The 25,845-nt window shown below is 60.4% G+C and carries 38 protein-coding genes; 20 read left to right on the plus strand and 18 right to left on the minus strand.

From position 1 onward, the window contains the following. Window positions 1–388 (minus strand): hypothetical protein (locus F9929_RS22560; protein ID WP_152048814.1); only part of this gene is annotated, 388 nt, incomplete at its 3' end. A gap of 336 nt (window positions 389–724) precedes the next feature. On the opposite strand from F9929_RS22560, the gene F9929_RS22565 reads away from it, so the two are divergent. The 4 genes from F9929_RS22565 to F9929_RS22580 are packed head-to-tail and all read left to right on the plus strand — an operon-like array spanning window position 725 to window position 3,284. Beyond that, window positions 725–1,135, plus strand: coding sequence for a toxin-antitoxin system TumE family protein (locus F9929_RS22565; RefSeq protein ID WP_152048815.1), 411 nt, complete (start codon window positions 725–727; stop codon window positions 1,133–1,135). Then, window positions 1,132–1,509 (plus strand): HVO_A0114 family putative DNA-binding protein, encoded by a 378-nt coding sequence (locus F9929_RS22570; protein ID WP_152048816.1) that lies wholly within the window; start codon window positions 1,132–1,134, stop codon window positions 1,507–1,509. The genes F9929_RS22565 and F9929_RS22570 overlap by 4 nt, the downstream gene beginning before the upstream one ends. Window positions 1,510–1,519: 10 nt before the next feature. Beyond that, window positions 1,520–2,167 carry a Cap15 family cyclic dinucleotide receptor domain-containing protein gene (locus tag F9929_RS22575; RefSeq protein ID WP_152048817.1) on the plus strand — a complete coding sequence of 216 codons (648 nt, stop codon included), beginning with the start codon at window positions 1,520–1,522 and terminating at the stop codon, window positions 2,165–2,167. Further along, on the plus strand, window positions 2,157–3,284 hold the full coding sequence (locus tag F9929_RS22580; protein ID WP_152048818.1) for a nucleotidyltransferase family protein: 1,128 nt from the start codon (window positions 2,157–2,159) through the stop codon (window positions 3,282–3,284). Before F9929_RS22575 ends, F9929_RS22580 begins: the two co-directional genes overlap by 11 nt. Before the next feature lie 58 nt (window positions 3,285–3,342). Here F9929_RS22580 and F9929_RS22585 read toward each other — a convergent pair whose 3' ends face one another. Further along, window positions 3,343–3,600: a hypothetical protein gene (locus F9929_RS22585; protein ID WP_152048819.1), complete on the minus strand. Its 258-nt coding sequence runs from the start codon at window positions 3,598–3,600 to the stop codon at window positions 3,343–3,345. A 166-nt stretch (window positions 3,601–3,766) separates the two neighbouring features. Here F9929_RS22585 and F9929_RS22590 point away from each other — a divergent pair, with 166 nt between their 5' ends. The 4 genes from F9929_RS22590 to F9929_RS22605 all read left to right on the plus strand — a co-directional run bounded on the left by F9929_RS22590 (window position 3,767) and on the right by F9929_RS22605 (window position 7,135). Then, window positions 3,767–4,324 carry a recombinase family protein gene (locus F9929_RS22590; RefSeq protein WP_152048820.1) on the plus strand — a complete coding sequence of 186 codons (558 nt, stop codon included), beginning with the start codon at window positions 3,767–3,769 and terminating at the stop codon, window positions 4,322–4,324. 70 nt (window positions 4,325–4,394) lie between these two features. After that, the gene (locus tag F9929_RS22595; RefSeq protein WP_152048821.1) at window positions 4,395–4,982 is read left to right on the plus strand and encodes an MltR family transcriptional regulator; all 588 of its coding nucleotides are present in this window, start codon (window positions 4,395–4,397) and stop codon (window positions 4,980–4,982) included. Window positions 4,983–5,251: 269 nt separating this feature from the next. Continuing rightward, window positions 5,252–5,965, plus strand: coding sequence for a TetR/AcrR family transcriptional regulator (locus tag F9929_RS22600; RefSeq protein ID WP_152048822.1), 714 nt, complete (start codon window positions 5,252–5,254; stop codon window positions 5,963–5,965). A 12-nt stretch (window positions 5,966–5,977) separates the two neighbouring features. Next, window positions 5,978–7,135, plus strand: coding sequence for a serine hydrolase domain-containing protein (locus tag F9929_RS22605; protein WP_152048823.1), 1,158 nt, complete (start codon window positions 5,978–5,980; stop codon window positions 7,133–7,135). 77 nt (window positions 7,136–7,212) lie between these two features. Here the strand turns inward: F9929_RS22605 and F9929_RS22610 are convergent, their stop codons facing one another. After that, window positions 7,213–7,815, minus strand: a complete 603-nt coding sequence (locus F9929_RS22610; protein ID WP_193227878.1) for a TetR/AcrR family transcriptional regulator — start codon at window positions 7,813–7,815, stop codon at window positions 7,213–7,215. A gap of 93 nt (window positions 7,816–7,908) precedes the next feature. On the opposite strand from F9929_RS22610, the gene F9929_RS22615 reads away from it, so the two are divergent. Then, entirely contained in the window at window positions 7,909–8,655 is a 747-nt protein-coding gene (locus tag F9929_RS22615) for an SDR family oxidoreductase (protein WP_152048825.1), read from the plus strand. Between the two features lie 187 nt (window positions 8,656–8,842). On the opposite strand, the gene F9929_RS22620 is transcribed toward F9929_RS22615, so the two are convergent. Continuing rightward, the gene (locus tag F9929_RS22620) at window positions 8,843–9,856 is read right to left on the minus strand and encodes a LacI family DNA-binding transcriptional regulator (RefSeq protein WP_235919522.1); all 1,014 of its coding nucleotides are present in this window, start codon (window positions 9,854–9,856) and stop codon (window positions 8,843–8,845) included. A 99-nt stretch (window positions 9,857–9,955) separates the two neighbouring features. Between F9929_RS22620 and F9929_RS22625 the strand changes: the two genes are divergently transcribed. Beyond that, a complete protein-coding gene (locus tag F9929_RS22625; RefSeq protein WP_152048826.1) occupies window positions 9,956–10,879 on the plus strand; it encodes a TIM barrel protein in 924 nt (307 codons plus the stop codon). Between the two features lie 17 nt (window positions 10,880–10,896). Beyond that, on the plus strand, window positions 10,897–12,069 hold the full coding sequence (locus F9929_RS22630; RefSeq protein WP_152048827.1) for a Gfo/Idh/MocA family protein: 1,173 nt from the start codon (window positions 10,897–10,899) through the stop codon (window positions 12,067–12,069). Window positions 12,070–12,193: 124 nt separating this feature from the next. Here the strand turns inward: F9929_RS22630 and F9929_RS22635 are convergent, their stop codons facing one another. The 11 genes from F9929_RS22635 to F9929_RS22685 all read right to left on the minus strand — a co-directional run bounded on the left by F9929_RS22635 (window position 12,194) and on the right by F9929_RS22685 (window position 16,857). Next, entirely contained in the window at window positions 12,194–12,385 is a 192-nt protein-coding gene (locus tag F9929_RS22635) for a hypothetical protein (protein ID WP_152048828.1), read from the minus strand. Between the two features lie 12 nt (window positions 12,386–12,397). After that, entirely contained in the window at window positions 12,398–12,652 is a 255-nt protein-coding gene (locus tag F9929_RS22640) for a hypothetical protein (protein WP_152048829.1), read from the minus strand. After that, window positions 12,649–12,864, minus strand: a complete 216-nt coding sequence (locus tag F9929_RS22645; protein WP_152048830.1) for a hypothetical protein — start codon at window positions 12,862–12,864, stop codon at window positions 12,649–12,651. Before F9929_RS22645 ends, F9929_RS22640 begins: the two co-directional genes overlap by 4 nt. Next, the gene (locus F9929_RS22650) at window positions 12,861–13,142 is read right to left on the minus strand and encodes a hypothetical protein (RefSeq protein ID WP_152048831.1); all 282 of its coding nucleotides are present in this window, start codon (window positions 13,140–13,142) and stop codon (window positions 12,861–12,863) included. The genes F9929_RS22645 and F9929_RS22650 overlap by 4 nt, the downstream gene beginning before the upstream one ends. A 2-nt stretch (window positions 13,143–13,144) precedes the next feature. After that, window positions 13,145–13,336: a hypothetical protein gene (locus F9929_RS22655; RefSeq protein WP_152048832.1), complete on the minus strand. Its 192-nt coding sequence runs from the start codon at window positions 13,334–13,336 to the stop codon at window positions 13,145–13,147. Next, window positions 13,333–13,710 (minus strand): hypothetical protein, encoded by a 378-nt coding sequence (locus F9929_RS22660; RefSeq protein WP_152048833.1) that lies wholly within the window; start codon window positions 13,708–13,710, stop codon window positions 13,333–13,335. Before F9929_RS22660 ends, F9929_RS22655 begins: the two co-directional genes overlap by 4 nt. 147 nt (window positions 13,711–13,857) lie before the next feature. After that, window positions 13,858–15,282, minus strand: a complete 1,425-nt coding sequence (locus F9929_RS22665) for a relaxase/mobilization nuclease domain-containing protein (RefSeq protein WP_152048834.1) — start codon at window positions 15,280–15,282, stop codon at window positions 13,858–13,860. Further along, window positions 15,272–15,610 carry a plasmid mobilization protein gene (locus tag F9929_RS22670; RefSeq protein WP_193227879.1) on the minus strand — a complete coding sequence of 113 codons (339 nt, stop codon included), beginning with the start codon at window positions 15,608–15,610 and terminating at the stop codon, window positions 15,272–15,274. Before F9929_RS22670 ends, F9929_RS22665 begins: the two co-directional genes overlap by 11 nt. Before the next feature lie 304 nt (window positions 15,611–15,914). Further along, a complete protein-coding gene (locus F9929_RS22675) occupies window positions 15,915–16,244 on the minus strand; it encodes a DUF3768 domain-containing protein (protein WP_152048836.1) in 330 nt (109 codons plus the stop codon). Then, the gene (locus tag F9929_RS22680) at window positions 16,241–16,573 is read right to left on the minus strand and encodes a hypothetical protein (RefSeq protein WP_152048837.1); all 333 of its coding nucleotides are present in this window, start codon (window positions 16,571–16,573) and stop codon (window positions 16,241–16,243) included. Before F9929_RS22680 ends, F9929_RS22675 begins: the two co-directional genes overlap by 4 nt. A 68-nt stretch (window positions 16,574–16,641) precedes the next feature. Beyond that, complete coding sequence (locus F9929_RS22685; protein WP_152048838.1) at window positions 16,642–16,857, minus strand: hypothetical protein; 216 nt, start codon at window positions 16,855–16,857, stop codon at window positions 16,642–16,644. A 306-nt stretch (window positions 16,858–17,163) separates the two neighbouring features. Here F9929_RS22685 and F9929_RS22690 point away from each other — a divergent pair, with 306 nt between their 5' ends. The 9 genes from F9929_RS22690 (at window position 17,164) to F9929_RS22720 (ending at window position 23,551) form a co-directional block, all read left to right on the plus strand. Further along, window positions 17,164–17,814, plus strand: a complete 651-nt coding sequence (locus tag F9929_RS22690; protein ID WP_152048839.1) for a transcription elongation protein SprT — start codon at window positions 17,164–17,166, stop codon at window positions 17,812–17,814. After that, window positions 17,811–18,752, plus strand: coding sequence for a hypothetical protein (locus F9929_RS22695; RefSeq protein WP_152048840.1), 942 nt, complete (start codon window positions 17,811–17,813; stop codon window positions 18,750–18,752). The genes F9929_RS22690 and F9929_RS22695 overlap by 4 nt, the downstream gene beginning before the upstream one ends. An 88-nt stretch (window positions 18,753–18,840) precedes the next feature. Beyond that, the gene (locus F9929_RS24195) at window positions 18,841–18,981 is read left to right on the plus strand and encodes a hypothetical protein (RefSeq protein WP_193227880.1); all 141 of its coding nucleotides are present in this window, start codon (window positions 18,841–18,843) and stop codon (window positions 18,979–18,981) included. Window positions 18,982–19,057: 76 nt separating this feature from the next. Then, window positions 19,058–19,498, plus strand: coding sequence for a hypothetical protein (locus tag F9929_RS24200; protein ID WP_193227881.1), 441 nt, complete (start codon window positions 19,058–19,060; stop codon window positions 19,496–19,498). Next, window positions 19,495–21,138 carry a type IV secretory system conjugative DNA transfer family protein gene (locus F9929_RS22700; protein WP_193227882.1) on the plus strand — a complete coding sequence of 548 codons (1,644 nt, stop codon included), beginning with the start codon at window positions 19,495–19,497 and terminating at the stop codon, window positions 21,136–21,138. The genes F9929_RS24200 and F9929_RS22700 overlap by 4 nt, the downstream gene beginning before the upstream one ends. A gap of 14 nt (window positions 21,139–21,152) precedes the next feature. Continuing rightward, on the plus strand, window positions 21,153–21,986 hold the full coding sequence (locus F9929_RS22705; RefSeq protein ID WP_152048842.1) for a DUF4328 domain-containing protein: 834 nt from the start codon (window positions 21,153–21,155) through the stop codon (window positions 21,984–21,986). Continuing rightward, window positions 21,983–22,303: a hypothetical protein gene (locus F9929_RS22710; protein ID WP_152048843.1), complete on the plus strand. Its 321-nt coding sequence runs from the start codon at window positions 21,983–21,985 to the stop codon at window positions 22,301–22,303. The genes F9929_RS22705 and F9929_RS22710 overlap by 4 nt, the downstream gene beginning before the upstream one ends. A 214-nt stretch (window positions 22,304–22,517) precedes the next feature. Then, window positions 22,518–23,204, plus strand: coding sequence for a ParA family protein (locus F9929_RS22715; protein ID WP_152048844.1), 687 nt, complete (start codon window positions 22,518–22,520; stop codon window positions 23,202–23,204). Then, window positions 23,204–23,551: a stability/partitioning determinant gene (locus F9929_RS22720; protein WP_152048845.1), complete on the plus strand. Its 348-nt coding sequence runs from the start codon at window positions 23,204–23,206 to the stop codon at window positions 23,549–23,551. The genes F9929_RS22715 and F9929_RS22720 overlap by 1 nt, the downstream gene beginning before the upstream one ends. A 204-nt stretch (window positions 23,552–23,755) precedes the next feature. On the opposite strand, the gene F9929_RS22725 is transcribed toward F9929_RS22720, so the two are convergent. The 3 genes from F9929_RS22725 to F9929_RS22735 all read right to left on the minus strand — a co-directional run. Continuing rightward, window positions 23,756–24,031, minus strand: coding sequence for a hypothetical protein (locus tag F9929_RS22725; protein WP_152048846.1), 276 nt, complete (start codon window positions 24,029–24,031; stop codon window positions 23,756–23,758). 8 nt (window positions 24,032–24,039) lie between these two features. Further along, a complete protein-coding gene (locus F9929_RS22730) occupies window positions 24,040–24,369 on the minus strand; it encodes a HigA family addiction module antitoxin (RefSeq protein WP_152048847.1) in 330 nt (109 codons plus the stop codon). A gap of 824 nt (window positions 24,370–25,193) precedes the next feature. Then, window positions 25,194–25,845: replication initiation protein (locus F9929_RS22735; RefSeq protein ID WP_152048848.1), on the minus strand; the 652-nt coding region annotated here is incomplete at its 5' end.

A 25,845-nucleotide genomic window follows, 5' to 3' on the forward strand; every position in this document is an offset into this window, starting at 1 on the left:
GCTTGTCGAAGCTGTAGGTGAGCACGCCTGCAGGCCGGTCCGGATCGTCCATGTCGTTACCACCAAGGAACTGCACCCGGCGGGTCTTACCGTCGCTCATGCGCACGGTGAGGATCGAACGCATGAGCGCCTCGATTGCCTCCTCGACCATCTCATAGCCCTTGTGGCCGTCCGGCTTCAGCTCATCCAGCTCGATCGTGTAGTCCCGGCCTTCCTCGATCCCCTGCAGATGGGCCTGATGCCAGAGGATCGTGATCGCCCGGCGCGCATTCAGCGTCAGCTCGTGGTGCCCCGTGACCTGGATAAGCTCGGCGGGCTTGATCGCCTCGTTCTGGCGTGGCCGGATATCGAGCGAAAGGACGTTGGTCTTGAGCGGCGGGGTGGTCATGGATGAAGGATAGCGGCAAACTATGAAACGCAAAAATGAAAGTTTTCACTTTTCCCTTTCATAGTTCCCCGAAAGTCTCATATTAGCGAATCACGTAGTACCGCCAATGTGTTAGGGATCGTCACCCGGAGGGCGGAAACCGGACATATCCGGGTTCCGGAAGCGATCATCGAGTAGGCACGGCCGCACGCGGCAGCGCCCTATCCTGTCCGGCCGCCTTCGGCCCTACGGCGCTTTGTGGGAGCGCGGGCCTACGGCGGCCTCACGTTGAGGCCAGAGGGTGCCGACTCATGCCACTCTTGTATTTTCTACCATATCATGTGAGGATATGATAGCATGGATGAAAGCCAGATACACACGCTTGAGTTTCTGCTGGATTTCGACGGGCGGGTGCACTGGTACGGGCAGGGCTACTTCGTGAAGTTCGAAATCAAGCGGATCGAACCGACCGAGGAACGGCCTCACGGGCTGCGCTATTCGTTCACGCTGCATGCGCCGGAAGGCGAGCGGCTGATGGGCTTCGACAACGCCCATACCGTGGCGCCGGCAGGTCGCTACGCCAAGCGCCCGGTGGAAGCGGACCACTGGCACCGCGACGAGAACGACCAGGGCCGTCCCTATGCGTTCACCGATGCGGCAACCCTCGTCGGCGACTTCTTCGATGAGGTCGAACGGATTTTGACGGAACGCGGCGTGCCGCTCGATGTCGTGAGAGACGGAACCAAGGATGAAAGGACCAAGCCATGACCCAGCACCGGATCGTCAGCCATAGCAAGCTGCGCAGTGAGATGATGGCCGTTGCCAGAGGGCAGCAAGCCGCACCGGCCGACGTAGGGGGACAGAGCTTCGAGTCCGTCGAGGCGCTGATGCGCCTGCTTACGCCGGATAACCGGAAACTGCTCGCGATGATCCGCGATCGTAAGCCTCAATCAATCGCTGAGCTGGCAGAGTGGTCAGGCCGGGCTGCGCCGAACGTGACGCGCACACTGGCAAAGCTCGAAGCGGTCGGCTTCATCCGCTTTGAGGAAAGTCAGCGCCGCAAAGTGCCAACGGCCGTGGTGCATAAGCTCACGATGGAGATCGATCCCTTTTCGCAGAATGATCGGCTTGAGATTGCATAGGTAGAGAAAAATGGCGGGGAAACTGGATCACGAATATTCTGTTGTTGGGGGATTTAATCGCGCGAAGATCGGACATTGGATCGGGGGCATTTCGGTCCTTGTTTCATCCGTTGTCGTAACAGCCGTTCTGTTCCTAGTTGACCTTGCAAAACAACTTGGCTTCAGCAAAGGTCTTCCTGAGCTGATCCTGTGGCCGATCGGAGCCGGTACGATCTATGTCCTTCTTTACTGGTTTTTTGAAAGCCGGTTCTGGCGCAACAAATATGTGAACTTTGCGCTAAAGGTTCCGGATATTGAAGGGACTTGGAGCTGCGAAGGTCAGAAGTTACGTGAGGACGGAAGTGTAGAGCTGGAATGGTCGGGCTCGCTGACGATTGTTCAGAGTTGGGATTTTATCCGCATCTATCTCAAGACAGCTAACTCAGAGTCTGACAGCGTCTCCGCCGCTCTGCTCTACGACAAGGCCATTGGCTATAAGCTGATGTACTCGTACCGCAACCGTCCTAGTGCATCTCAGCCTCACCTGGCAGCACATAACGGATACGCCGAATTACTTTTTAATCCCGAGCTGACCACAGCGGAAGGCGATTATTTCAACGGCCGGGGCCGCTACAGTTATGGGACAATCAAACTGACGAAGGTCGAACATGGCGCGTGATATCGGGAAGAGGCTCTCTTCCCTTAAAACTCGGCGGCGCGGCACCGATCGGCTTGGCCGCATCGCGACGGACACAGCTTCGGACATCTATGCCAAGCGCGATCTGACAGAACGCTATGAGCAGCTGGCGGACGGCAAGCCCTATACACGCTACGCGCTCGGCTCGATGCAACAGGTCGATCCGGACTATACGCGGATTGGTATCGAGGAGGCGACGCGCGTCGGCAACCAGCTCAACAAACAGCTGCCATCCGAGGGAGTTGCGGTCGCCTTTGAGCTGCAAGGCTCCGTGCCCTGCAACATCCATATTCGAGGCGTCAGTGACGTTGACCTTCTGGTGCTGCGCACGGAGTTCGTTACTTACGATTCGACACCGGGCCTCAATAGCTACACGTCCACCAACTACACGCCTCTGGCAGCGCTTCGGCAGTTGCGGACCAGCTCCGAGCGTATCTTGAAAAGCAGCTTCCCCAAGGCTGATGTCGATACCACGGGCGCGAAGGCAATCGCGATTTCAGGCGGATCGCTACGGCGGCCCGTCGATGTCGTGCCGTCTCATTGGCATGACACTGCCGATTATCAGCGCACATACGACAAGGACGATCGCGGCGTAAAAATCTTGGACAACAAACAGGGTGTGACGTTGCTCAACATGCCGTTTCGTCACATCAAGCTTGTAACGACGCATGACATTCACGCGCTCTATGGCCTCAAGAAGGCAATCCGTCTCTGCAAACACGTCAAGAACGACGCGATCGAGGAAGGACGGACCATAAACTATTCTAGCTTCGATCTGGCCTCGACCTTATGGCATGCGAATATGAACGCTTTTGCGGCCGGCTATAAGAATGAGTTGGCAATCCTAATCGAAGCACGCCGCTTCATGGACGAACTTTATCACAACGTCGATAAGGCCAAGTCCCTTCTAGTGCCTGACGGGTCAAGAAAGATTTTCGACGCCGAAGCTAAGATCGAAGGCATGAAAATCATGTCCTACGAACTCGATGACCTAGCTAAAGAAGTCGCGTTTGAGCAAGCCAGCTATGCGAAGGTTCTTTACGAGCACAACTGGTCTGAACTCGACAAAATTATGAAATCGACGGGATACAGCCTTTAGCGTCGCGGCGGTCGCGAAAGGCGACCGCTCGCAGCTTTATAGGATGTGATCTTCCTGCTTACAGCCTGTTGGCTTCAAGGTAGTCTTTGACGGCCCACGCCGCAGCAACATAACGTTCAATCGCCTGACTATATGCGCCTTCATCGTCGTTCTGTGAAAGTCCGACCTTCTGCCGCATGTATTCTCCCATCTTGTCGGGGTTGAAATTATCCTCCCTGACAATCTGATGCAGCGCCTGGAAAAACCTTTCTTCATCCAGTGCGTGCGATGTGTGCCATGTCTCCACGTTCATGAAGCTGTTTAGTTTGTCGTACATTTTGAGTCCTTTCGTTGGTGTTGATGTACCCTTTATTTATGCTTTTGCGAATTTCACTCTACTATCGCGCAAAAGGGAACCCTTATGCGCGACAAAAATCGGCTCGCTAACCCGTTGATGCAAATAAGGCTGGATCGCGCGAAAGGGTGCACGCATAATTAGCGGCATGTTGATTGGCTACGCGCGCGTTTCCAGCGAGGATCAAAATCCGGAGTACCAGCTCGACGCGCTGAACGCCGCCGGCTGCTCCCAGGTGTTTCAAGACCGGGCAACCGGTTCGACCTATGACCGCGCCGGCCTCGATCAGGCGCTTGCCGCTCTAGTGCCCGGCAGCACGCTCGTCGTGTGGAAGCTGGACCGCGTTGGCCGCTCGATGCTTGAGACGGTCCGGATCATCGTAGATCTCGACCGGCGCGGCATCGAGTTCCGATCTCTCACCGAGTCCTTCGACACCAAGACCCCGCTAGGGCGCGGCGTCCTTGGACTGTTCGCGGCCGTGGCAGAAGACGAGCTGCACAGGCTGAAAGCCAGGACACGGGAGGGAATGAAGGCGGCCAGGCGGCGCGGCAAGCATGTCGGCCGTCCGCCTACGCTCACGCCGGAAAAGCTAGACCTTGCTCACAGACTGCTGGCAGACGGGAAGGGTAGAGCTGCGACTGCGCGCGCTATTGGAGTGGACCCGGCTACGCTCCGCCGGCATCTAAATTCACGCACCGCGCCCTAAGGTTTGAGCCCAAGCTTCAAAAGGATCGCATTTCATGGCGCAGCAGTTGGAAACACGGTAGGTTTTCTGAATGCTGCTTTCGACCGCTGAAGATTTAGCCAATTTCGTCTCAGAGCTTAAACGAGAGTCTGATCGCGGGCTTGCACTGGTTTCTGCCGCTCTGATCGATGACAAACTCGGAGATACGCTGAAGTCCCTTTGCTGCGAAAATAGGTCTACAGCGAAGTTACTGGATGATGGGAATGCGCCTTTGGGTACATTTTCATCCCGTATCGAGTTATGCTTTGCTTTAGGCCTTATCGATGAATTCGAATATGCCGAGATTGGGATACTTCGGAAAGTTCGCAATGAATTTGCGCATGCGAAGCACGGCATCTCTTTCAAGTCAGCCCGAATTCAGGGGCTTTGTTCAAGCCTGAAATCTGATCTTCCTGAAGGAGGCGACTACCCGCTCACGGATCCCCGCTTTCGATTTATGAACTCGTCTGTGAGCATTGCCCTTCGCCTTTATCATCGGCCTGAGTGGGTAGCTTTGGAACGGCGACAGCCGAAAGAGTGGCTCTCAAGAGAGGCTTCGAAATGGCGTTCTTTCAAAGACGCGGCACCTCCTGAGGGCCTGCCGGTCATGGTGATTGGTCGTTCTCCGATAACGGACTAACGGGTCTGGGTGGGACGCTAAGCACCGGATTTTCGCACCAAAAAAGCGCAATCAGATCAACGGGCCGGATTTGGTGCAAAATTCTTAACCTTTGCACCAGTCAGAAACCAATCAACGTATCGGGGCGGCGTATTTAAACGTCCGGCAATCTCGCGACCAAGGCGCAAGGCGTCAGGGAATCCTGCTGCCACGAGCGATACCCCTTGTATGCAGGGCTTAATGACCTTAAAGTCAGTAACTATTAATGTGACTAAATCGGACTTGTTTTCATGCTTCCGCCACAGCCCGAGCCTTCCAGCGGAATAGCGGACCCGGTCGCGCTGCCAGCCATCGCGGTCGCGACCAAGACCCGGCGTCGTCGTAAGGCCGATAGGCCCGGCGAGATCGTGGCGGCTGCGATGTCGGTGTTTGCTGAAAAAGGGTTTGCCGCCGCACGGATCGACGAAGTGGCCGCACGGGCCGGCACAGCCAAGGGCACGGTCTACTTGTATTTTGCGACGAAGGAAGACCTCTTCCGCGCTGTTGCGCGGGCAGCTCTGGACCTGCACCTGTCTCCCGACGCAGCAGTGGCGACGCCCGATGACATACGGCTACACGACGAAGTGCCGCGCTTGCTCGACCGTGCCGCGATCCTGCTCGCTGACGGTCGGCTTACTGGCATTGCGCGAATGATCGTGGCCGAGGCCCATACCTTCCCCGATCTGGCGCGGATTTGGTATGAGGACGTGACGGCGCCGTTGATTGGCAGGCTGACCAGCCTGATCAAACGCGCGCAAGCTCGCGGCGAGGTCCGTGAAGGCGACCCGCGCGTGCATGCCTTCTCCATTGTCGGACCGCTGCTGACCGGCAGCTTGTTCCATGACGTGTTCGGCCAAGCCGGCGCCGATTTGCCGGACCTGCACTCGATCGCACGGCAGCATGCCGGCAACATTCTCACTGGGCTGCTCACTGCGATCCCAGAAATCCCGATATCATCAACATAAGGAGTTGTGCTCATGCCAGACACCAACGTCATGGGGCTCGACCCGAATGCGCTCCGCCGCCTTGATGCGAGTGTTCAGGCCGACATAGACACCGGCAAGAATTTCGGGGCGTCGATCATCGTCGCGCGAGGTGGCATCATCGGCCATCGCGCTGCCTTTGGCACGGTCGCTCCCGACCGAGCCCCCAAGGATGACGACCGTTACCTGATGATGTCCCTGTCCAAGTCGTTCACGGCGGCATTGGTGCTCCGCGCCGTCGATCATGGGCTGTTCTCGCTCGACACCCGAGCCGCAGATATCCTTCCTGGTTTCGGTGCCGGCGGGAAGCAGAGAGTAACCGTTCGGATGCTGTTGACCCACACCGCGGGTACCTTCGCGGGTATGTTGCCTCCAGGGCTTGCTCCGGGTGAGCTTGGCAACCTGTCCAAGTTCGTCGGTGCGATCTCAAGCGTTCCAGCGACCAACGTGCCGGGTGAACGCGTGGTGTACAACACTGCTGCCAGCTATGCCGCGCTCGGACAGATGCTGGTGGCGACCGATCCCGCGAAGCGCTCGTTCCGCGCCATCACCCGCCAGGACCTGTTCGAGCCGCTCGGAATGATGGACACCGTTTATGGCCTCAGCCAAGACGATCCAAGGCGCGTGCCGGTATCGTACACGCCCAGCAACACGACGCCGGCCACCGACATGGCGGTGGCGGCGATGAACGCTGGCTTTGTTGAGGGTGCCGAGGTCCCCGCTGGCAGCGCGTTCGCCACCATCGATGACGTGTTCCGTTTCACGGAGGTTTATCGCCAGCGCGGCACCGCCAACGGCTATCGCCTGCTGTCGCCGGCGCTATTTGATTATGCGCGGCAGAACCACACGGGCTCGATGAGCAACGGCGCGTGGGACTTCTGGCGCGAGGTGCACGGCCTTCCCGACTACCCCGCCAACTTCTCACTTATGGGCGGCTACGTCCGTGGCAACGGCTTTTTCCTAAACGGAGCAGGCTACACGGCCTCCCCATCCACTTTCTACGCTGTCGGTGGCGGATCGACAATGTGGCTGATTGATCCCGATCGCGACCTGACCTTCATTTTCCTGAGCGCCGGCTTCATCGACGGGCTCGCGCATTTCGACAGGCTGCGTCGATTGTCGGATCTCGCGATAGCAGCTTGCCTCGGCTGAGCCATGCGTGCCCCGCACCTACTCGAACACAGCCTGATAGCAACGCTCCACGACGGGCCACGGCCATCATGCGCCAGTCACTCCTTGGCAACAGCACCACGCCTGTCGATGCCCTGTTCGAGACGAGATACGATCAGGCTGACCTGAACGCCGATCAGCTGTCTCAAATCGGCGGTGTCCGCTGCGATCTCTTTAAATGAGCGGAGCGAGGCCGTCGTTGCGCGAACCAGGGTCTCGACATCCACGCCCCTCCCATCCGTGTAAGGCTCGATGATTTCGACTAGCACCGCATGAATGGCGGCGTACACGTCGCGCACAGCCGGCACATCGAGGTCGAACAGGTCACGGGCATCCGGCATGGCTTGGACAAACTCGAACCCGGGCACGATCAGGTGTTCGCAGGCGAAGCGCAGTTTGGTCTCTAGCGAGGCATGCGCGGCCAGACCGGATCGGACGGCAATTACAAAACCAGCCGCATGATTGCGGACGACCGCGTCGAAGACCTCCGCCTTGTTGGCGAACAGGGGATAGAGAGCCGTCCGCGAAATGCCGACCGCCTTGGCAAGATCGGCCATGGTGACGCGCGCAAAGCCATACCGGGCGAAGACGCCCGTTGCGGCTTCAACGATCTCTTTCGATCGCCCTTCGGGGAGCTGACTGAAAACAGGACTCGACATCATGACACTTTCACACATAATGTCAGAAAGTCATAAGGTTCAATATTAGGGCAAATGCCTTGCTCTCTGCCGCAGCTTCTTACAGGTACGCAATCCATGAAAATGACCGGCAATACCATCCTCATCACCGGAAGCACAACGGGCATCGGTCGCGCTCTGGCCGAAGCCTTCCATAAGCTCGGCAATCAGGTGATCGTCTCCGGCCGGCGGCAAAATAAGCTCGATGAGGTGACGGTTGCCAATCCGGGCATGGCTTCACTGCCGCTCGACATCACCGATCCCGCCAGCATCGAAGCCTTTGTCGCAAAGGCGGTCAGCAACTTCCCGGCGTTGAACGTCGTGATCAACAATGCCGGCATCATGCGCATGGAGAAGATGGTGGACTCACCCGCCTCGCTGTCCGACGCCGAGGAGATGATTGCGACGAACCTGCTTGGCACCGTACGGGTTTCGGCGGCACTCCTGCCCCATCTCCTGAAGCAGCCCAAGGGCACGCTGATCAACGTGTCGTCGGGGCTCGCCTTTGTGCCTCACATAAATGCTCCGACCTACTCGGCAACCAAGACGGGGGTGCATTTCTACACCATGTCATTGCGGCGGCAGTTGCAGGGCACGAATGTGGATGTCGTCGAAATCGTGCCGCCCTACGTGCAGACCGAGTTGCTCGGCACCTTCCAATTGTCTGACCCTCACGCCATGCCCCTTGCGGACTTTATTAGCGAGACGATGGGTCATTTGGAAAGCGGCGCGTCTGAGTCCGTAGTCGAAAACTGCAAGCCGTTCCGCTTCGCCGCTGAAAACGGTAAGATCGCCGAATTCATGGAAATGACGGCCGCGCATTAATCGGCGCGTTGCCAGCTTCGTCGGTTCTCAGCCGATATAAACGGCCATTGTGTTTGTTGCGAAATTCTTGGGTTTTGCACCAAACGACTGACCGGTTTCGACCCATCTACATCGTAGAACCTGCGTTTCATATCGCTCAAGTGCAGATATTCCATCCTTGCATGACGATGAACCGCTTGCCTTCGTTTCAGGCGTTCTCCGGCATGTGGATGGCGAACCCGGTCTCAACTGATTCGGCGGCCCCATCCAGGCGTCCGAGAAGTCGAGCCATTGTTTCCAACGCGATGCGGGCTTCGAGTTCCGGCTGCTGGTCGATGACGGCCGATATGGCACGCTCGCGCAGAAGGTCGCGCCGATCCGGCGTCAGTTCATGGGTGACAAAGGCGGTCGAGGCGGTGCGCCCGAGCCGCCGGAGCGCAGCCGCCACGGGCTGCGCTCCGGCCGACATGTGATAGATGCCGCGGATCGCGTGGTCGGCTGATAGCGCTTCCAGGACGATCCGGCCGGCCCGCTCGCCATCTTCGCCGTTCTCCGCAGTCGGCGCCACGTCGATGCCGGGGTGGCGCTCGGCCAGGATCTGCCGGAAGCCGTCCTCGCGCGAGCGATGGCCCAAGATGTCCCGGCGTCCAGCGATCAACAGCACACGCCCGCCCTGCGGCCTTAGGAACAGCCCCATCAAGTCGCCGGCAACGCGGCCGGCGCGGCGGTCGTTGGGCCCGACATAGGCCGCGCGCCCGCTCGTCGGCAGGTCGGTCGCGAGTGTGACCACGGGTCGTGTAGCTGCTGCGGTGCCCACGGCCTCCATTATGCGAGGCTCGTCCGGCAGCGTGACGATGAGCCCGTCGGTTTCCGTGGTTTGGCGGGCGACGATCGCCGCGATGCTCTTTGGATCGTTGGGATCGATGTGGTGGACGAGGAACTGGATGTTGAGGTCGGCATAAACGCGCGCCGCCGTGTCCAACCCGGTTCGCAAGGCGGCATGGAAAGGGTTTCTCGGTGCTTGAATCAGGACCGCGACCCGCAACATGCGATGAGGGCGGACGGCGAGCGCCCGATCGAGCCGAAGTCGGCGCGCAGCGGCGAGGACGCGTGCCTCCTTGTCCGTGTCGACGCCGCCGCGTCCGTTGAGCACGCGGTCGACGGTCGCCGGCGATACGCCCGCTTCCCGAGCCACGTCTGCCATCGTCGCCTTGCGACCCATGAGCCGATCCTCCGCAGCTTGATGGCATCCCATCAAATCGGCTCTCATGGAAGGGGCCTCGCTCGGCCTATCAATGTGCGCCGGGAGGACACGAGCGCCATGAGCATCACCATTACGACGGCCCCATGCTGCTGGGGCGTCGACGACGTTTCGAACCCGAACCTACCGCCTTGGGAGCGCGTTTTCGAGGAGGCCGCGAAGGCGGGCTACGGCGGGCTGGAGCTCGGCCCCTACGGCTACGTCCCGCTGGACGAGGCGCGGGTATCGGAGGCACTGCGAACCCGCGGCCTCTTCATCGTCGCCGGCACGATCTTCGACGACCTCGTCTCCCCCGCCAACCGGGACAGCCTCCTCAAGCAGACCGACGAGATCTGCGCGCTGATTACGCGCTTGCCTCTCCCCCAGCAGGCCGAGGGCCAGCGCTTTCCTGCTCCCTATCTCACCGTCATGGACTGGGGCCACGACGAGCGCGACTATGCGGCCGGCCATTCGGACCGCGCCCCGCGCCTGTCCGATGAGGCATGGGCCGGCATGGTCGAGAACATCCGCGCCATCGCCGATCTTGCCCGGACGCGATATGGCGTGCGCGCCGTGATCCACCCGCATGCAGGCGGCTATATCGAGTTCGCCGACGAGATCGAGCGCATCTCCGCGGACGTGCCCAAGGAGGTCGCCGGCTTCTGCCTGGACACGGGCCACACGTACTACGCCGGCCTGGACCCGGCCGAGACGCTGGAGCGCTATGCGGACCGCCTCGACTACGTCCACTTCAAAGACATTGACCAAGCCGTCTTCGATCGTGTGATGGCAACCCGCATCCGCTTCTTCGAGGCTTGCGCGCAAGGCGTCATGTGCCCGATCGGGCGCGGCGTCATCGACTATCCGGCGATCCGGGCGCTTCTCTCGCGCCTCAGCTATGCCGGCTTCATCACGGTCGAGCAGGAGCGCGATCCGCGCAACGCCGGCGGCAGCCTCGCCGACGTGAAGGCGAGCCGCGACTACCTGACGAGCGCTGGGTTCTGAGAAAGGGGAGAGAAGCAATGATCAATGGCGAACTGAAGACCGCGATCCCAATCCGCTGGGCGATGGTGGGCGGCGGACGTGGCAGCCAGATCGGCTACATCCACCGCTCAGCGGCGCTGCGCGACCGTGCCTTCACACTTGTGGCTGGAGCCTTCGACCTTGATCCGGAGCGCGGATGCGCCTTCGGCGTCGAGCTCGGCCTTGATCCCGCGCGCTGCTATCCGGACTACACGGCCCTGTTCGCGGGCGAGGCCGCGCGGCCGGATGGCATCCAGGCGGTATCGATCGCGACGCCCAACAACACCCACTTCGCCATCGCCAAGGCGGCCCTGGAACACGGCATCCACGTCGTTTGCGAGAAGCCGCTCTGCTTTACCGTGGCCGAGGCGGAGGAGCTGGCGGCGCTGTCGCAAGCGCGGGGCAAGATCGTTGGCGTGACCTACGGCTATGCCGGGCACCAGCTCATCGAGCAGGCCCGCGCCATGGTGGAGGCGGGCGAACTCGGCGAAATCCGCATCGTCAACCTCCAGTTCGCGCACGGCTTCCATTCGGCGCCAGTAGAGGAGACGAACCCGGCGACGCGTTGGCGTGTAACCCCGGCCTTTGCGGGCCCGAGCTACGTTCTCGGTGACGTCGGCACGCACCCCTTCTACATCTCTGAGGTGATCCTGCCGCACCTGAAGGTGAAGCGCCTCCTATGCGCCCGCCAGAGCTTCGTGAAGAGCCGCGCGCCGCTTGAAGACAATGCCGTCACGCTGATGGAATACGACAACGGCGCCTTCGGCACGGTCTGGTCGAGCGCCGTGAACGCGGGCTCCATGCACGGGCAGAAGGTGCGCATCGTCGGATCGAAGGCGAGCATCGAATGGTGGGACGAGCGGCCGAACCAGCTCTCCTTCGAGGTCCAGGGCGAGCCCGCCCGCATCATCGAGCGAGGCATGCCCTACCTCCATCCCGCGGCGCTCGCGGACGACCGCATCGGCGCCGGCCATCCCGAAGGTCTCTTCGAGGCCTGGGCGAACCTCTACTCCCGTTTCGCCACCGCGATGGAGGCGACCGAAATGGGCGATGCCGAGCGCCTCGCCGGCCTCCGTTATCCCGACGTGCGTGCCGGCGTAGAAGGGGTGCGCTGGGTCGAGGCCTGCGTGCGCTCCGCAGAGGCGGGAGGTGTCTGGGTCGATTACGATTGAAGTCAAGGCGGCGACTGTGAACGATGCACCTCGCGCGCGCGAGGCCGCGAATGATGATGGCGATTTCTACCCGTGGCATGATCCGGCTTTACTAGGGCGATAGCCCTAGCCGATGCCGGATCATTTAGAACGGGTGCGCCTCGTAGAGAGATGGCGGCGGGCTGTCCTGCATCTCCTGAATGTTTTGCTGATCCCCGATTGCCACCTCCAACAAATGGCGGACTTTATCGGCAAGGGTTGCAGCCGGGACGCCTGCCACCTGTAGGCGTTCAAGCGTAGCAAGCTGTTCGGGCGTTAGTTCAACCGCGAATTTCATAGCGTTGCTCGTTTAAAACGGAACCTCGTCGCCCTCGTCGCTATGGTCGTGCGGGTGTTTCAGGCCGAACGTACGATAAAGCTTGTTCCGCTCCCGGTCACGCTCGGCCTCGACCATCCGCAGGGCGCAATCATCAAGCAGCCATTCCACCTTTTCGATTAGAGACGGGCCGCAAAGTTCTTCAGGTATCCGCCAACGCTGGATGGCTTCGACCTGCCAAGGCATCAATTCGATTTCCACCTTGATCGGCGTGGGTTCATCACTCATGGTTCGATGCCTTCTTCGCTCAACCGCTGGAATAACCTGACGGCCTGAAAGGCCAAGGCGTGGCCCCCTGCTGCGATGTGACATTCGCCCTCGATCCGCTTAATTGGCGGCGGGTCGTAATCCTCCGTGTCGAACAGGTCATGGAAGCCGATCACGTTGACCGCATTCGGCATCATGTCCCGCAAGGCTTCGAATAGTTCGCGCTCGGTCATAAGACAGGCTCGGCCCTGCTTTCCGTGCAATCCTTCGCCCAGCAAAAGCTCATGCCGCGCACCCGCTTGGCATCGAAAAACCACATGCCCGCGACCTCGCCCGCCTCCAGATCATACCCGATTATCAAGCCCTGCGGCTCCATTTCGCGGGCGCGCTCGAAATAAGCCCGCCGTGATGCGTCCGCCTCCTCGCGGCTCGCAAAGCGCGTTGGCCCGTAGTGGCTCCGGTCGTGCAGATACCGATAGAAATTCAGCCATGCGGCCGGTTGGTCCGTCATGCTCACCTAGCCGGAAAGCTGTCGTAGTAGGCTTTCAATCTCTCATGCAGGCGGCGGGGATGCGTGTCGGGCAGAACGTGCGTCTGGTGATAGCGTGTCTGTGCTTCCCGCGCTTCGCGTGCGAACCGGAACGGCAGGGTGAGAAAGGCGACCATGCTGCAAAGGCCGCTGAAAAGGCTGCGCCGGGTCGTCATGTCTGGGCGTACTTCTCGGGGTGGTTTTCCTTCCACTCTTTGGCGGCGCGGTCGGCCTGAACCCGCTGTGTCTCAACAACCTCGCTAGCCCATTGGGCGTGCATCATGAGGGCTTGAAAAGTGCAGCGCATTTCAAACAAGGCCCCGCTGCGGGTGACAGGATGCACGCGATTGGCGGCTATCAGCTGCTCTTTGACACGATCAAGGGTGGTTTCAAGATATGACAGTTCCCGCCATAACTGCCCGTCCATGTAGTTCCAAAAGGGCGCGGACTCTGCTGGTTCCTCGGGCAGCGCGGCCTCTGCCGTGCTGCCGCTGGCTGCGCTGATCGGCAAGGCGGCTAGGCCAGTGAGAAGTTCGCGGCGCGTGGTCATTGCTGAATGAACTCCCACTTAGTGATGTTGAGAGTCTGCCTTCTTTGCGGATAAATGTGAATCCTCCGACGGCAGGGCGCCGGAGGCCCGCGCTCCCATAGCGCTGTAGGGCCGTAGGCGGCCGGTCAGGATGAGGCGCCGGAAACACTACTTACGCCGCCGCGTCCGCTTCCGGGTGCGCACCTTTCCCGTCGGGCGTCCCATGCTGGCGCCTTGGAAGGTGTTACGCCGTTCCTTGCTGTCTGCCCGCTCCTCGCGCGTCGCTTCGGCCTTCACCTTCTGCCGCAGATCGCCGTTGCGGCGGACCGTTTTGAAACCGCGGGACCGTCGATCGGTCTCCCGGCGCCAGTCAGTTTTCAGCTCGGCGCGCTCGATGTTCTGGCGATCGATCAGAGCGGTGCGATCCGACATGAAGGCTTTACGGGCACGCTCATAAAGGGGCCCCATTTCGCGGAACACGATCGCTTTAGCGTCCTTCAGATCCTTGCGCTGCTCGGCCTGCAGCTTTGCCCGCTCCCGCGCTTGCCGTTCCTGCAGGGCTTTCAGCCGCGCCTCTTTCGAAGTCGCCAGATTGAAGCCATGGGCGATAAAACTACGGCGCGGGGCGCTGCCTTGGGTGGCAGCTCGCAACTCAGCGAAAATGTTGGTTGCCTTGCCGATCCCGCCGGCGCGTTCGTTCCGCAGGAAGTGCCGTTCTTCTTGCTTTTGCTCGCGATACAGCGCGCGCCATTGCGGAGTGTATTGCTCCTTGATCTGCGTATAAACCCGATCGCCTGCAGCGCGGCCTTGCGCCTTGATGTCAGCCTTGCGGTCAGCGTAGCGCTTGCTCAGGATCTCCCATTCGGTCTTGTGGCGCTTGCCCATATCGGCGCCGGCAGAGGCGAGCTTCGCCGCGCGAGCTTTGGCCTCATCACGCTCGCGCTTTGCCGCGGCTGGGTCGACACCGCGGGCCTGGTCGAAATCCTTCTCCATGCTGCGCGGGGTCGGCGAGCTGGCGCGGATGAAATCGCCTTGCGCGCGTTTCGCGTTGTTGGCGACGCGCTCCTGGCACCAGATCTTTCCACGCTCGCGCTCGTAGGCTTCCGCCCATTGCGAGAGCTTCACCCGGTCGTTGCTGGTCCCGAGCATGCGACCATCCTCCGGGGACACACGGTTGAGGATGACGTGGACATGCGGGTGCGGCTCGTCCCTGTGACATACGATCATGGCCTGATGACCGGTCGCGCCCAGCACCCGTAGCGTCTCGTCGGCCGCCCTTAGCATTTCCGATCGCGACAGGTTGCGCTTCTCGTCGGGATGCCAAGCCAAGCTATAGCTGTAGACGCTGTTCGCCGATTTCCGTCCCGAGGCCTTCACGCCCGCTTCGGCTTTCAGGCGGTCCTGGTCCATGGCCGTAGCCGCCATAATCCGCCATGCCAGCTCGGGATCGTCGGTTGGCATGTTACGGATCGAGGTCCAGGCGACACGATCAGAGGTAAGTCGATCAGCCTCCCAGTGCTCGCGCTTATCGTGGAGGTAGTAGAGCGCTGCGCCTTTGAAGCTGGTGCCGGTTTTAGCGACGTTAGGCACCATGGACGCGTCCGACCCGTTCCAGCACGGTGTAGAACTGATGGAGAACGTGAGCCAGCTCGTCGGGCACTGGACGGCCACGGTTCAACGCCCGTGCGATCTGGTTGAGGTTGTTGCCCGACCGGGACAACTCGACCAGCAAGCTGTGATTGGCGGTAGGCGGCGCAGCGATCGTCTGGCCGGTCAGGATGCGCTCACGAATGAAGCGGGTGAGATCGACGCCAGCGGCCTTCGCCTCGGCCTGCACCGTGGCAAGCTCGGCCTCAGTTACGCGGACTGGCGGCAGCGATGCAGTGCGTCGCTCATGCGCCTCTTTCGTCGGCCGTGCCATCCCCCTCGCGCCTCTCCCAGCCTCGCTGTAGAGGCCGCTAAAGCCGGGTTTCGGGGGCTGCGTTTGAGCCCCTGAACAAGCGTTTTTGCATAGCAAAAACATAGCTTGCTACCCGTAAATACCAGCATGCCAGAGCGCCAATATTACGTCAAATGAGTACAAGCTGATATGCAGGCTTTACGGCAGGAAACCTCACATGCGACTGACCCTATAACGCACCGACGTTGCGTCATGATCCCTGCCTCTATTGCCGATAAAATGGAACACCGGCTATTCGCCGATGCTCCAATACCGTTTGCGGAGATCAATATTCTGAGGCCAGCATGATCGTAAGGACGCGGGTGGTTTTTGCCGGATCGGCTGCGTTCTCGCTGTGATACTGCATGGCTGGATCGTAGTAGTCGATCTTCCAGAAGATTTTGCCCACACCTGCTTTATCGAACGAACCGAAGTCGTGTTCTCCATAAGGATCCATCTCCGGCGTGAAGCCGTCAAACAGTTGAACGCAGGTCGTGATAAGTTCGATATCGCGATCCCGAAGGCTAGCGAGGCCGGGAGTGAGAAGGACGTGTCCGCCGGTGAATGTTCGGCGAAAAGCGTCGTTCAGCTCAGCGATGGTTTTAGGAGCGCTCATCGTGCACCCCCTGCCGTCAGAAGCGAAACGGCCCACTCGGCTGCGCTGATCGCACCGGGAAGATCGTCAGCAACGCCCGCGACGACCAAAGTAACCCAGGTGTCGTTTTCCTGCGGATAGAGCCGCGCCAGATGGCAGGTCAGTCCCGAAGGCGCCGACCACATCAGCCGATAGCCCTCGCCGTCAGGCAGCCAAAGCAGGTCGCCGTAGCCGGAAAGCAGACTGGTTAGACCGAAAGCCCGCGCGTTGAAGGTGCCGATCAGCCAGTTGGCGTAAAGCTCCTTGCGGCTGTCCGGGGCGCCCACGGTCTTCGCCAGAGCGATCGACATTAGGGAATTTTCGAGTCCGGCCTGGTAGTCCACAGCCGTTCCCTGGTCTTCGAAGGTACAAGGGGCGCTCATCGCGCCACCTCGACCGGGTACAGGGTGAAGCCTTCCGATACGATCTGCGTGCCGACAAGGCGGATGTAGATCGATCCGTCCTCGCGCTGCCACGCGGCCCCGATACGGTCGTAGGTTTTCTTCTCCCCGATCCAGCGGGCCTGCTTCACTTCGTGCGTGGGCTGTGTAGGCTGATCCTTCTGGCTGGATGGGTGATTGGGTTTGCCGGTCATGGCGTTTCCTTTCGTCTTTTTTGTTGGGGCAGACCAATTCCGCCCGATGCAGGCGTTAAGACCGGCGGCAGACGGCAGCGTCACAGGCGACGCGCAGCGGCGGCACCAGACCCACGCGCAGCGCAGCGAGCATGAGGAGGAGCCACCCTTTGACGCTGACAGCTGGCGCTGGTTAGCCCTGCAGCATCGGGTGGGATTGATGTGCTTCAACAGGGCGCGAAGGTCGGGGCGCCATGACCGGCAAACCCAATCACCCAGCTCTAGCGGATGCGTTTAAACGTCTTCACTGACCAAGGCGGGGCAGCCATGAAGGATGAGGGACGAAAAGCCGGCAACCGGCACGATACGCGGGAAAGCTGGCTGAGGTCGGCCACGGTAGGACTGAGGGACCATTTCGAGAGTTGCGGCTATCCCCTGCCCGAGAAGATGCGCTTTTCGATCGGCTTCACCTCGTCAGGGCGGAAGACCAAGCGGGTCGGCGAGCTATGGCATGCGGACGCCTCGGCCGATGAGACGTTCGAGCTGTTCATCCGCGCGGATCTGGACGACCCCGCGGCGGTGCTGGGGATACTGGTGCATCAGCTCGTCCACGCCGTGGTGCCGATGGATGCCGGACACGGCAAGCAGTTCCGGGAAGCCGCGCTCAAGCTTGGCATGGACGGGAAGATGCGAGAGGCGGCGCCGGGTCCGCTGCTGCAGGCACTGCTCAACCAGCTCGCGGATAATCTAGGCCCCCTGCCCCACGCCAAGCTGGCGATCGACAAGGGCCGGGATGGCAAGGGACCGGTCGACCGCCCGAAGAAACAGGGAACGCGCCTCCTGAAGGCAGAGTGCAACGATCAGGAATGCGGTTACACGGTGCGGATCACCTCGAAGTGGGTGGACGAGCTGGGCGCCCCTCTGTGCCCTCGGCACGGAACCATGCGGATCGTCATAAAGGAAACCGAAGGCTTATGAAGTCGCCAGGCCGACAATCGCGCGATGCGGCCTCGACCGAGCTGTCGCAGCTGATAGCGGACCTAGAGAGCAGTTTGATCGATGCCGATGACGGCGATCATGGCGTCACCAGTCAAGCGGAATTCATCGACTATCTGCGGACCAAGCTACATATCTCAAATGTAACGATCTACGGCTTGCACCAAGACGAAGGTTTCTGGCGATCATTACATTATCGTGTTGAAACGATCCTGGTGTACGACTTCGCCCTTGGCGGTCACTCAGCCACGTCTATTAAGGTCAACAGCCTAAAATATGAGGTATTTCTCGAAGTTTTGGACGATCGTACCGGTGCTATGCTACGCTTCAACTCGCGTATCGGGCCTGATGGGTCGCTCGGCAGCGGCCAGATCGGCGATGTTTCTCAGAGCGCACTCGTAGAACTGCCGCAAGCTCGTGCGCAGGGAGTAGATGATGGAGACGGATCGCCCCGATGGGGTCGAACCGGGCATGAATTGGACGGGGACGAGGTATTTCAGGCGTTCGAACGGTTATCCGACCAGGAGCAGCAGCAGTTCCTAGAGCGGATCAGCGGCCATATGGCGAACAAGCCCGTGGCCAAGTCGCCGCCGCATATCGGCGCGACCGAGCCGCCTAAAGGCCAGCTCTATGCCGCGCGCTCGGATCGCAAGGAAAGCGCCCCCGCCTTCATCGAGCGGGTCTATGGCGAAGCTGGTTGGCTGACCGGCTCCTTTACCCGCGCGGATCTGCGTAAGCTCGATGCTGCCGCTGAGATGGGACTGCGAAACTGGGAAAAGACAAATAAACAGCGTGCGGAATTGATGCTTCCGACTGTGAAAGAACGAAATGATCGTGATCTGCAAGATCCTGGGACGTTAGGACGAGCGCGCCAAGCTGTTAGGTTGCGAGCTGCGTTGCGCCGTCGTAAACTCTTATAACTCAAAATAGGGCCGTATTGAGTTGACTTAATCGACGCTTGGTCACACATTCCGCTCGCGGGCGCCTCTGCCCCGGAGCACGACTCCTATGTCCAACCAGCAGCAGAACGATAGTTGGCGCCAGATCGGCCGCAACGGCGGCCATGTCGACACCAGCGGCATGTCTTCGAAGGACAAGCAGGCCGCTGACCACGAGGTCAGCAGCGGCAAGCGGGACACCAACCGCTAAGGCAATCAATCCCAGCACAAACGAATGATCCCCCGCCCAGTAACGGGCGGGGGTTTAGTTGAGAGGGAGCGAGGCCGTGTATTTCGCGATTGCTATCTGGTGGGTCTTCGCGGCGATCGGCATCCTGTCGCTGTGGCTGTTTTTCGGCCTCGCCATCAAACTCTTCGATGGAAAGTGGATCGAAAGCACGCTCGGCTATCCGAACTACTTCATCGTCCTGGCGGCCTACGCCCTGCTGGCGGTGCCGATCGCCGCGACGCTCGACAACGGGTTCGAGCACGATTTCATTTTCCTGCTCGGCGTCCTGAGCCTTGGCGTCTGGGCGCTCATTCACCGGCTGGAAGTCCAGTACAAGCGGCAGCTGATCCGGCAACGCGAAGCCTTAGCCGCGGTCGCCACGACGATCACCCCGCCCCCTCTCCCCTCTTCGGCGTCGCAGCCGATGCCCGCGTACACGGCCGCGCCGGCATCGCCCGCAGGGGATTTCGACGTGCCGCCCCAAGGGAGAATGCCATGAGTGCAAGCAAGCCCGCCGCGGGCTTCATGAAAATGGTCGGCGGTGCCTGGCAGGTCTACTGCGCCCTGGAACAGATCGAGGGGTTCCGCCGGGCGCGCGAAGGCGAAGCCCGGATGTTGCGGTCGCTTGAAGAAGCGGCCGAGGTTCGTGCCTTCATCATGCGCGAGGAGGCGAGCGAAAAGCTCGGCGCCGGAAGGCTCGGCAACCTCGACGATGCAGCGAAGTTCAATATGTTCGATCCGAACGGCATCTTCCTCGGCGCCCTGCATGGCCGAGCGGTGTTCTGGAACAGCACCAGCCACCTGCTGTTCTATGGCGCCACACAGACCGGCAAGGGCCGCGATCTGGTGCTGCCGAACCTCGCCCATGTCGGCAATCGCTCGATCGTCTGCACCGACATTAAAAACGGCGAGAACGGCTATGCCTCGGCGCATCATCGCCGCGTCAATCTCAAGCACCGAACCATAGCCCTCAACCCGCACCGGCTGCTGGATGCTCCGACATTCCGGTTCAATCCGTTCATGCGCCTGGTCAGGATGGCGCAGGCCGGACAGTCGATCGCCACCCTGTCGCTGCAGGCGTCGTTTTCGATCACGCCGCCGAAGGACGGCGATGACGCGTGGGTCCGGCAAGGCGCCCAGGAACTGCTCGCCTTGCTGATCGAGCACCGCGCCCGCTTCATGGCGGACAGATGCACCCCTTCCGAGCTGTGGCGCTTTTCGTTCGGCGATACAGCGGCCATGCTCAAAACAATCTCGCGCTGCGGCGTCGACGCGCTGGAGATGATCGCGGACTCGGCGCTGCGCTGCATGCAGGACGCGCCAGAGCAATGGTCGGCCTATAGCAGCGAGATGCGCGCCGGCACCAAGTCGTTCCGACCTGGCGAACCGCTCGCGCACATCACCGACGCGTCCGATTTCGACCCCGCCTCGATGCGCGAAGAGCCGACGACGGTCTACCTGATGTCGGCGGAAAGCGAGCTGGAAGCTTCGGCCAAGTGGATCTCGCTCAGCATCGGCGCGATCCTCGAAACCTGCGCCAACACGCAAGGACCGGTGCCAGTCACCTTCCTGATCGATGAGCTGGCGAACCTGCCGTACATGGCGGTCATCCCCAAGGCGCTGACGCTCTATGCCGGCCTTGGCATCCAGCTCGCCGGTTTCTGCCAGGGGCGCAACTCTCTCACAGCCCGCGGCTATTCCGAGGGCACAATCAAGGTGTTCGAGGAGCAAGCCGGCGTGTTTGGCATGTGGGGGGTCGATGACACCAACCTGATGCGTGACATCGAGGCGTGGTCCGGCAGGCGGGCCGTGGCGATCAAAGGCGTCAACAACAGCGGCGGCCAGGTCGCCAGTGCATCATTCAGCATTTCCGAACATGCGCGCCCCGTCCTGCAGAGTGAGGACATCCGCGCGATCTGCGACGGGCAAATGATCCTGCGCGTGCGCGGCAACCACCTCTTCGTGGTCGACCGGGTGCCGTACTTCGCCAATCCACGCTGGCGCGACGTGCTGCGCGATGTACGCCAGCTTCATCATGGCGGCCGCGAGCGCAGCACAACGCCCCCGCCCCTGCCGGCGTCGGTGCGCCAGGTCGCACCCCCGCCCCTGCCCCGCCTCATTACGCATCGCCCGCAATAGGAAGGAGACACACCATGTCGGCCGCGGCGCAATGGTACTTTGTCAGTGACGATCAACAGCAAGGCCCCGTCGAGCGCGTCCAGCTCGACGGGTTGATGGCAACGGGCGCCGTTACCGACGACACGCTCGTCTGGTCCGAGGGCATGCCGGACTGGCTGCCCGTTCGTGATACGCCCCTTGGTGCGAGCGAGCAGGCATCGCCCCCGCCCCGAGCCGCAAACCTCAATGAGCGTGTCGGGGAGCCGGTGAAGTCGGCGCCTACGAAAATGCGGCGCCATAACCGCGTGATCGCTTGGCTCTGCGCCGGCTGCAGCTTCATGGCAGGTGCCATGTTTGCAGCCCCAATCGCGTTGGTGATGCGCGGCAAGATGCCGATGATCGAAGCGTTACAGCTCGACGCTTCCGAAAGCTGGGCCGCGACCACGGGTGCCATCTTGCTCGTTGGGGGCGCAGCTTTCCTGACATGGAGTTATCGCGCGACACGCAATCTGTTCGCGCTCAGGGGTCCGCAGAGCGTTTCGCCGGCTGGCTCGGTCTATTGGTATTTCGTGCCGGTCTTGAACCTCTGGAAGCCGCTGCAGGCGATGAAGAACCTGCACCGCGGCTTCGGTGCCAGCAAGCCCTGGATGGTTTCCCTATGGTGGGGGCTGTTCTGGCTGTCCAATCTGGCCGATCTCGGTGTGCCAATCTTCCTACAGTCGCAGCCGGACAGAATCTCAATCGAAACTGCGTTCGCAACCGTCGCCGTCATCAACGTTGCCGCGGCACTATTCTATTTCGCGGGCCTGCGGATCGTTCTCGATATCTCCAAAGCCGAGCAAGCGGCGATCTCGGGGGCGCAGTCATGAGGCAAATCATCCACGATGCCTTCGACGTCGATGTCGACCAAGACCTGGTGGTCGACGGCCGCTCTCATGCAGCGGATCTGATCGAACGCGCTTACAGGCTGCTGATGCCCTACGTGAACGATTGTCCCGCCTGCAGCGACCAGATGTTTTCGATCATCGCGAACCAGGTGATCGCGACTATCCAGGTCGAAGAGGTCTCTGGCGTAGTCAAATTTCTGGGCGAGGAGGCGGACTTCCAAGCTGCCGCTGCCGCGCATATCGAGCGGCAGCAGGCCAGCACCGTGAGAATGCTGGGAACGACACAGACGCATCACTAGATGCACGGCGGTGGGAAACGAAGCCCCGGGCAGAATTTCTGCCCGACAAGCCTTGCTTGACAATTCACACCGCAGAAAACGGATAGCTATCCGATATCTTTAGGGTATCGGATAGCTGTCGGATATCCGTTAGATACTATTTCGGTAACAGGTAGCTATCTGTTATCCTTTTGGTGGTTGATTCGTCTCTCAATCCGTCACCAAAGGATTCATCATGCCTGTCGTCGCGTTCGCCAACCCCAAGGGCGGAGCTGGCAAAACCACTTCCGCTCTGCTGCTCGCTACCGAGCTGGCCGGGAAGGGGGCGGCCGTGACAATCATCGACGCCGATCCCGAGCGCTGGATCTCGCAGTGGGCAAAGCTGCCGGGCAAGCCTGCCAAGGTGACGATCGTTGGCGATGTAACCGAAGACAGTGTGGTCGACGCGATCGAGGCGGCCGAACAGGCGTCGCAGTTTGTCATTGTCGATCTGGAAGGCACGGCGAGCCTGATGGTGTCCAACGCGATCGGCATGTCCGATCTGGTCGTGATCCCGATTCAAGGCTCATCCATGGATGCGAAAGGCGGGGCAAAAACCATTCGCCTGATCCGCAATCAGGAGAAGATGACCAAGCGGCCGATCCTTCATGCAGTGCTGCTGACCAGGACCAGCGCTGCCATCACATCGCGGGCGCTGCGCAATGTCGAAACGCAGCTCCAAGCCGGCGGGGTCGAGATCTTCAACACAACGATCGTGGAGCGGGCCGCATTCCGCGACCTGTTCGACTATGGCGGCACGCTCAGCGATCTGAACGCCAGCAAGGTCAGCAACCTCGATAAGGCGATCCAGAACGCGCGCGAGTTCGCGGGGGAGGTCGTCGCGAAACTCAAGGCGGCTGCGGCTGCAAGGAAGGCTGCGTAATGGCCGGTCAGGAACGTGCATCGCTCGGCTTCGGCGACGAGCTGGACAATTTCGACCCGGCTGAGTTCACGCCGGCAAAGCAGGTCGTTAAACCGCGCCCGGCGCCCTCGAAGGAGGCGGCCGAGGCGGCAGGGTTTCGCAGCCGCGAGCCTGCGAACGCGAAGAAAGCGGCCGAGCCCAAGAAGGAACAGCGCCGGCATCGCACTGGCCGCAACGTCCAGTTCAACTTAAAGGCCAAGCCCGAGACGATCGCCGCCTTCACAGCCATTGCCGACGCGCAAGGGTGGGTTCTGGGCGAAGCGCTGGAACACGCAACCGAGCTGCTGCAGCGGGAATACAAACGCTGATATTCGGTAGCTATCGGATATCCATCAGATACTATTTTGATATCTATTAGACGTTTTAGCCTCTAGGATGCCCTAGGATCGACGTTAGCTTGTTTAGGCGGCGGAGGTAGCGGGGACCCCGTTAGAACGCGCTGAGCGTGCCGCCACGCGGCAGGAACCGCGAAGGTGTCCAGCCTGCTTAGGGATTTAATCAATACACGCCTACTAGTTCAGCGAACCCGCGTCTTTCGGCGGAATGACGCCCTGCTGCTGCATCAGCCGGTCGAAGGTGACTTTGCTGCTGCGTTTGAGGGCTTCCTGCAAAATCATCCTGATCTTGGATTTGTCGTAGTCGGACAGGTTCGGCCTGACCGGCTCGCCCGCAACGATTGCGGGCAGGTCGATGATCATCGCGGAAACCAGCTGGAGGGTTTCAACCAGATCCGCTTCCAGAACCGTCTGGTTGCCCAGATCCATCAGTTCAAAAATGCACTCATCCACCTACGGCCTCAAATCAGCTTAGGCTGTTCGGCACGCGGAGCAGGGGGCGTGTATCGAGCGACATTGATTTGATCCTCGCGCTGCCGGGCCTGGGCGATATCGTAGCTGTTCTGCATCCGCATCAGCGTGTCCATGCTGATCCCGAACGCTTTCTCGATCCTGAGCCCCATTTCCGGCGAGAGCGCCGCGTTCTCGTTCAAGAAATTAGAAAGGGTCGGACGCGTGACGCCAAGCACCTGCGCCGCGGCCGTCACAGACAGTTCAAGCGGGTCCAGCACCTCCCGACGCACAAATTCGCCGGGATGGGATGGGGCTTTCAGTTCAAAGCTTTCGCTCATGGCAAACCTCTTTGGTGGTAATCCTCAAACGTTCCGAAGCTGCATCCAAAAAGCAGTCTACGAGAAGTTGTGTTCGGTGTCAAGTTACGCACTACAGTCCCAACTGCCACCATCTCGCTAGACATTCAATGGTCCCGCTGGGTGCACACCTCAACGGTTCGGTGCGGATCTACAGCTTTGTTCCCTGTTCGCTTCCGGCCGACGGCCGGAAGCGAACCCGCGCTTTCGGCGCGGACTTTTTTGATGTTCCCCGTCCCGATACTTCAAATCCATCGCCGCGCGCAGCGGCAGGCAAGGGCGGCGCAGCCGGGACCGGAGCCACGCGCAGCGTAGCGAGCATGGTGAGGACCCACTCTTTGCCCGAGCGAGCACGGTGGTAACCTTGTGGGTGAGGGCGGAAATTTGGTGCGGACGGTGAGCGAAGCGAACCTTAAAAGCCCGCACTCTTTCGAGTCATCGGCCAAAGGCCGATTCCGATTCACTTTGGTTCTATACAGGCTGGGTTTCCTGTTCTTTTTGATTCAATAATTCAAAAGATTCAAAGATTCAGGCGCGGATTTGCTAGGCTTAACAGCGGGTTAACGCGCCAAATATGAAGGATTCGGGGACTCCTATGAGGAATTCGGGGAAAATCGGCCCATTACTATGAGGTTTTCGGGGCCTATTATGAGGAATCCGGGGCGTTATTATGAGGTTTTCGGGGATGCTGCTGCTGCACTTATCCACAGCCTGTGAATAATCCTCAAAAGCCTCTCAGCGCTAACTATGAGGCTTTCGGGGAAGATGTCTAAGCCCTTGAAAATCGGGCATCCAAACCCTCCATATTATGAGGTTTTCGGGGGTTTGGCGGCCTTGCGCGCATTGCGCATCAGGCGTCCGACCGATGGCATCGGCTCGCTCACCATATGCTCGACCGTGCCGCTGAGCCTTGCCTTGCGGCCGGCCTTCGGGCGGTTGACCTCCTCATAGGCGGCGCTCAGCTCGGTGCTCGACTTCTTCCACCAGGTTACGCGCACGCCCGTGACCTTCTTGCCCTGCTTGATCGGGAGAGCCGAGAGATTGAACGGAGCAAGGGCGTTGATTTCGGTCAGCGCCGGCTTCAGTACATGAAGATTGAACTCGCCGAATGTCTTGTATTTGCCGGGCTGCACGCCAAGCATCTCGCGCGCCTCGTCGAGGCTGTAATCGGCGAAGGTCTTGAATTCAAGATTGGCGAATTGCGCCGCATTCTCATAGAGGCTGACTGCGTATTTCGTCGTGAACGCCATAAGGACCGGGATGGCGATTTTCCCCCAGATGCTCGACTGTTTGAGCACCTCGACTAGGCGCTTGTCGAAGCTGTAGGTGAGCACGCCTGCAGGCCGGTCCGGATCGTCCATGTCGTTACCACCAAGGAACTGCACCCGGCGGGTCTTACCGTCGCTCATGCGCACGGTGAGGATCGAACGCATGAGCGCCTCGATTGCCTCCTCGACC

This window comes from Aureimonas psammosilenae, assembly GCF_009176975.1.
Taxonomy (GTDB): Bacteria; Pseudomonadota; Alphaproteobacteria; order Rhizobiales; family Rhizobiaceae; genus Plantimonas; species Plantimonas psammosilenae.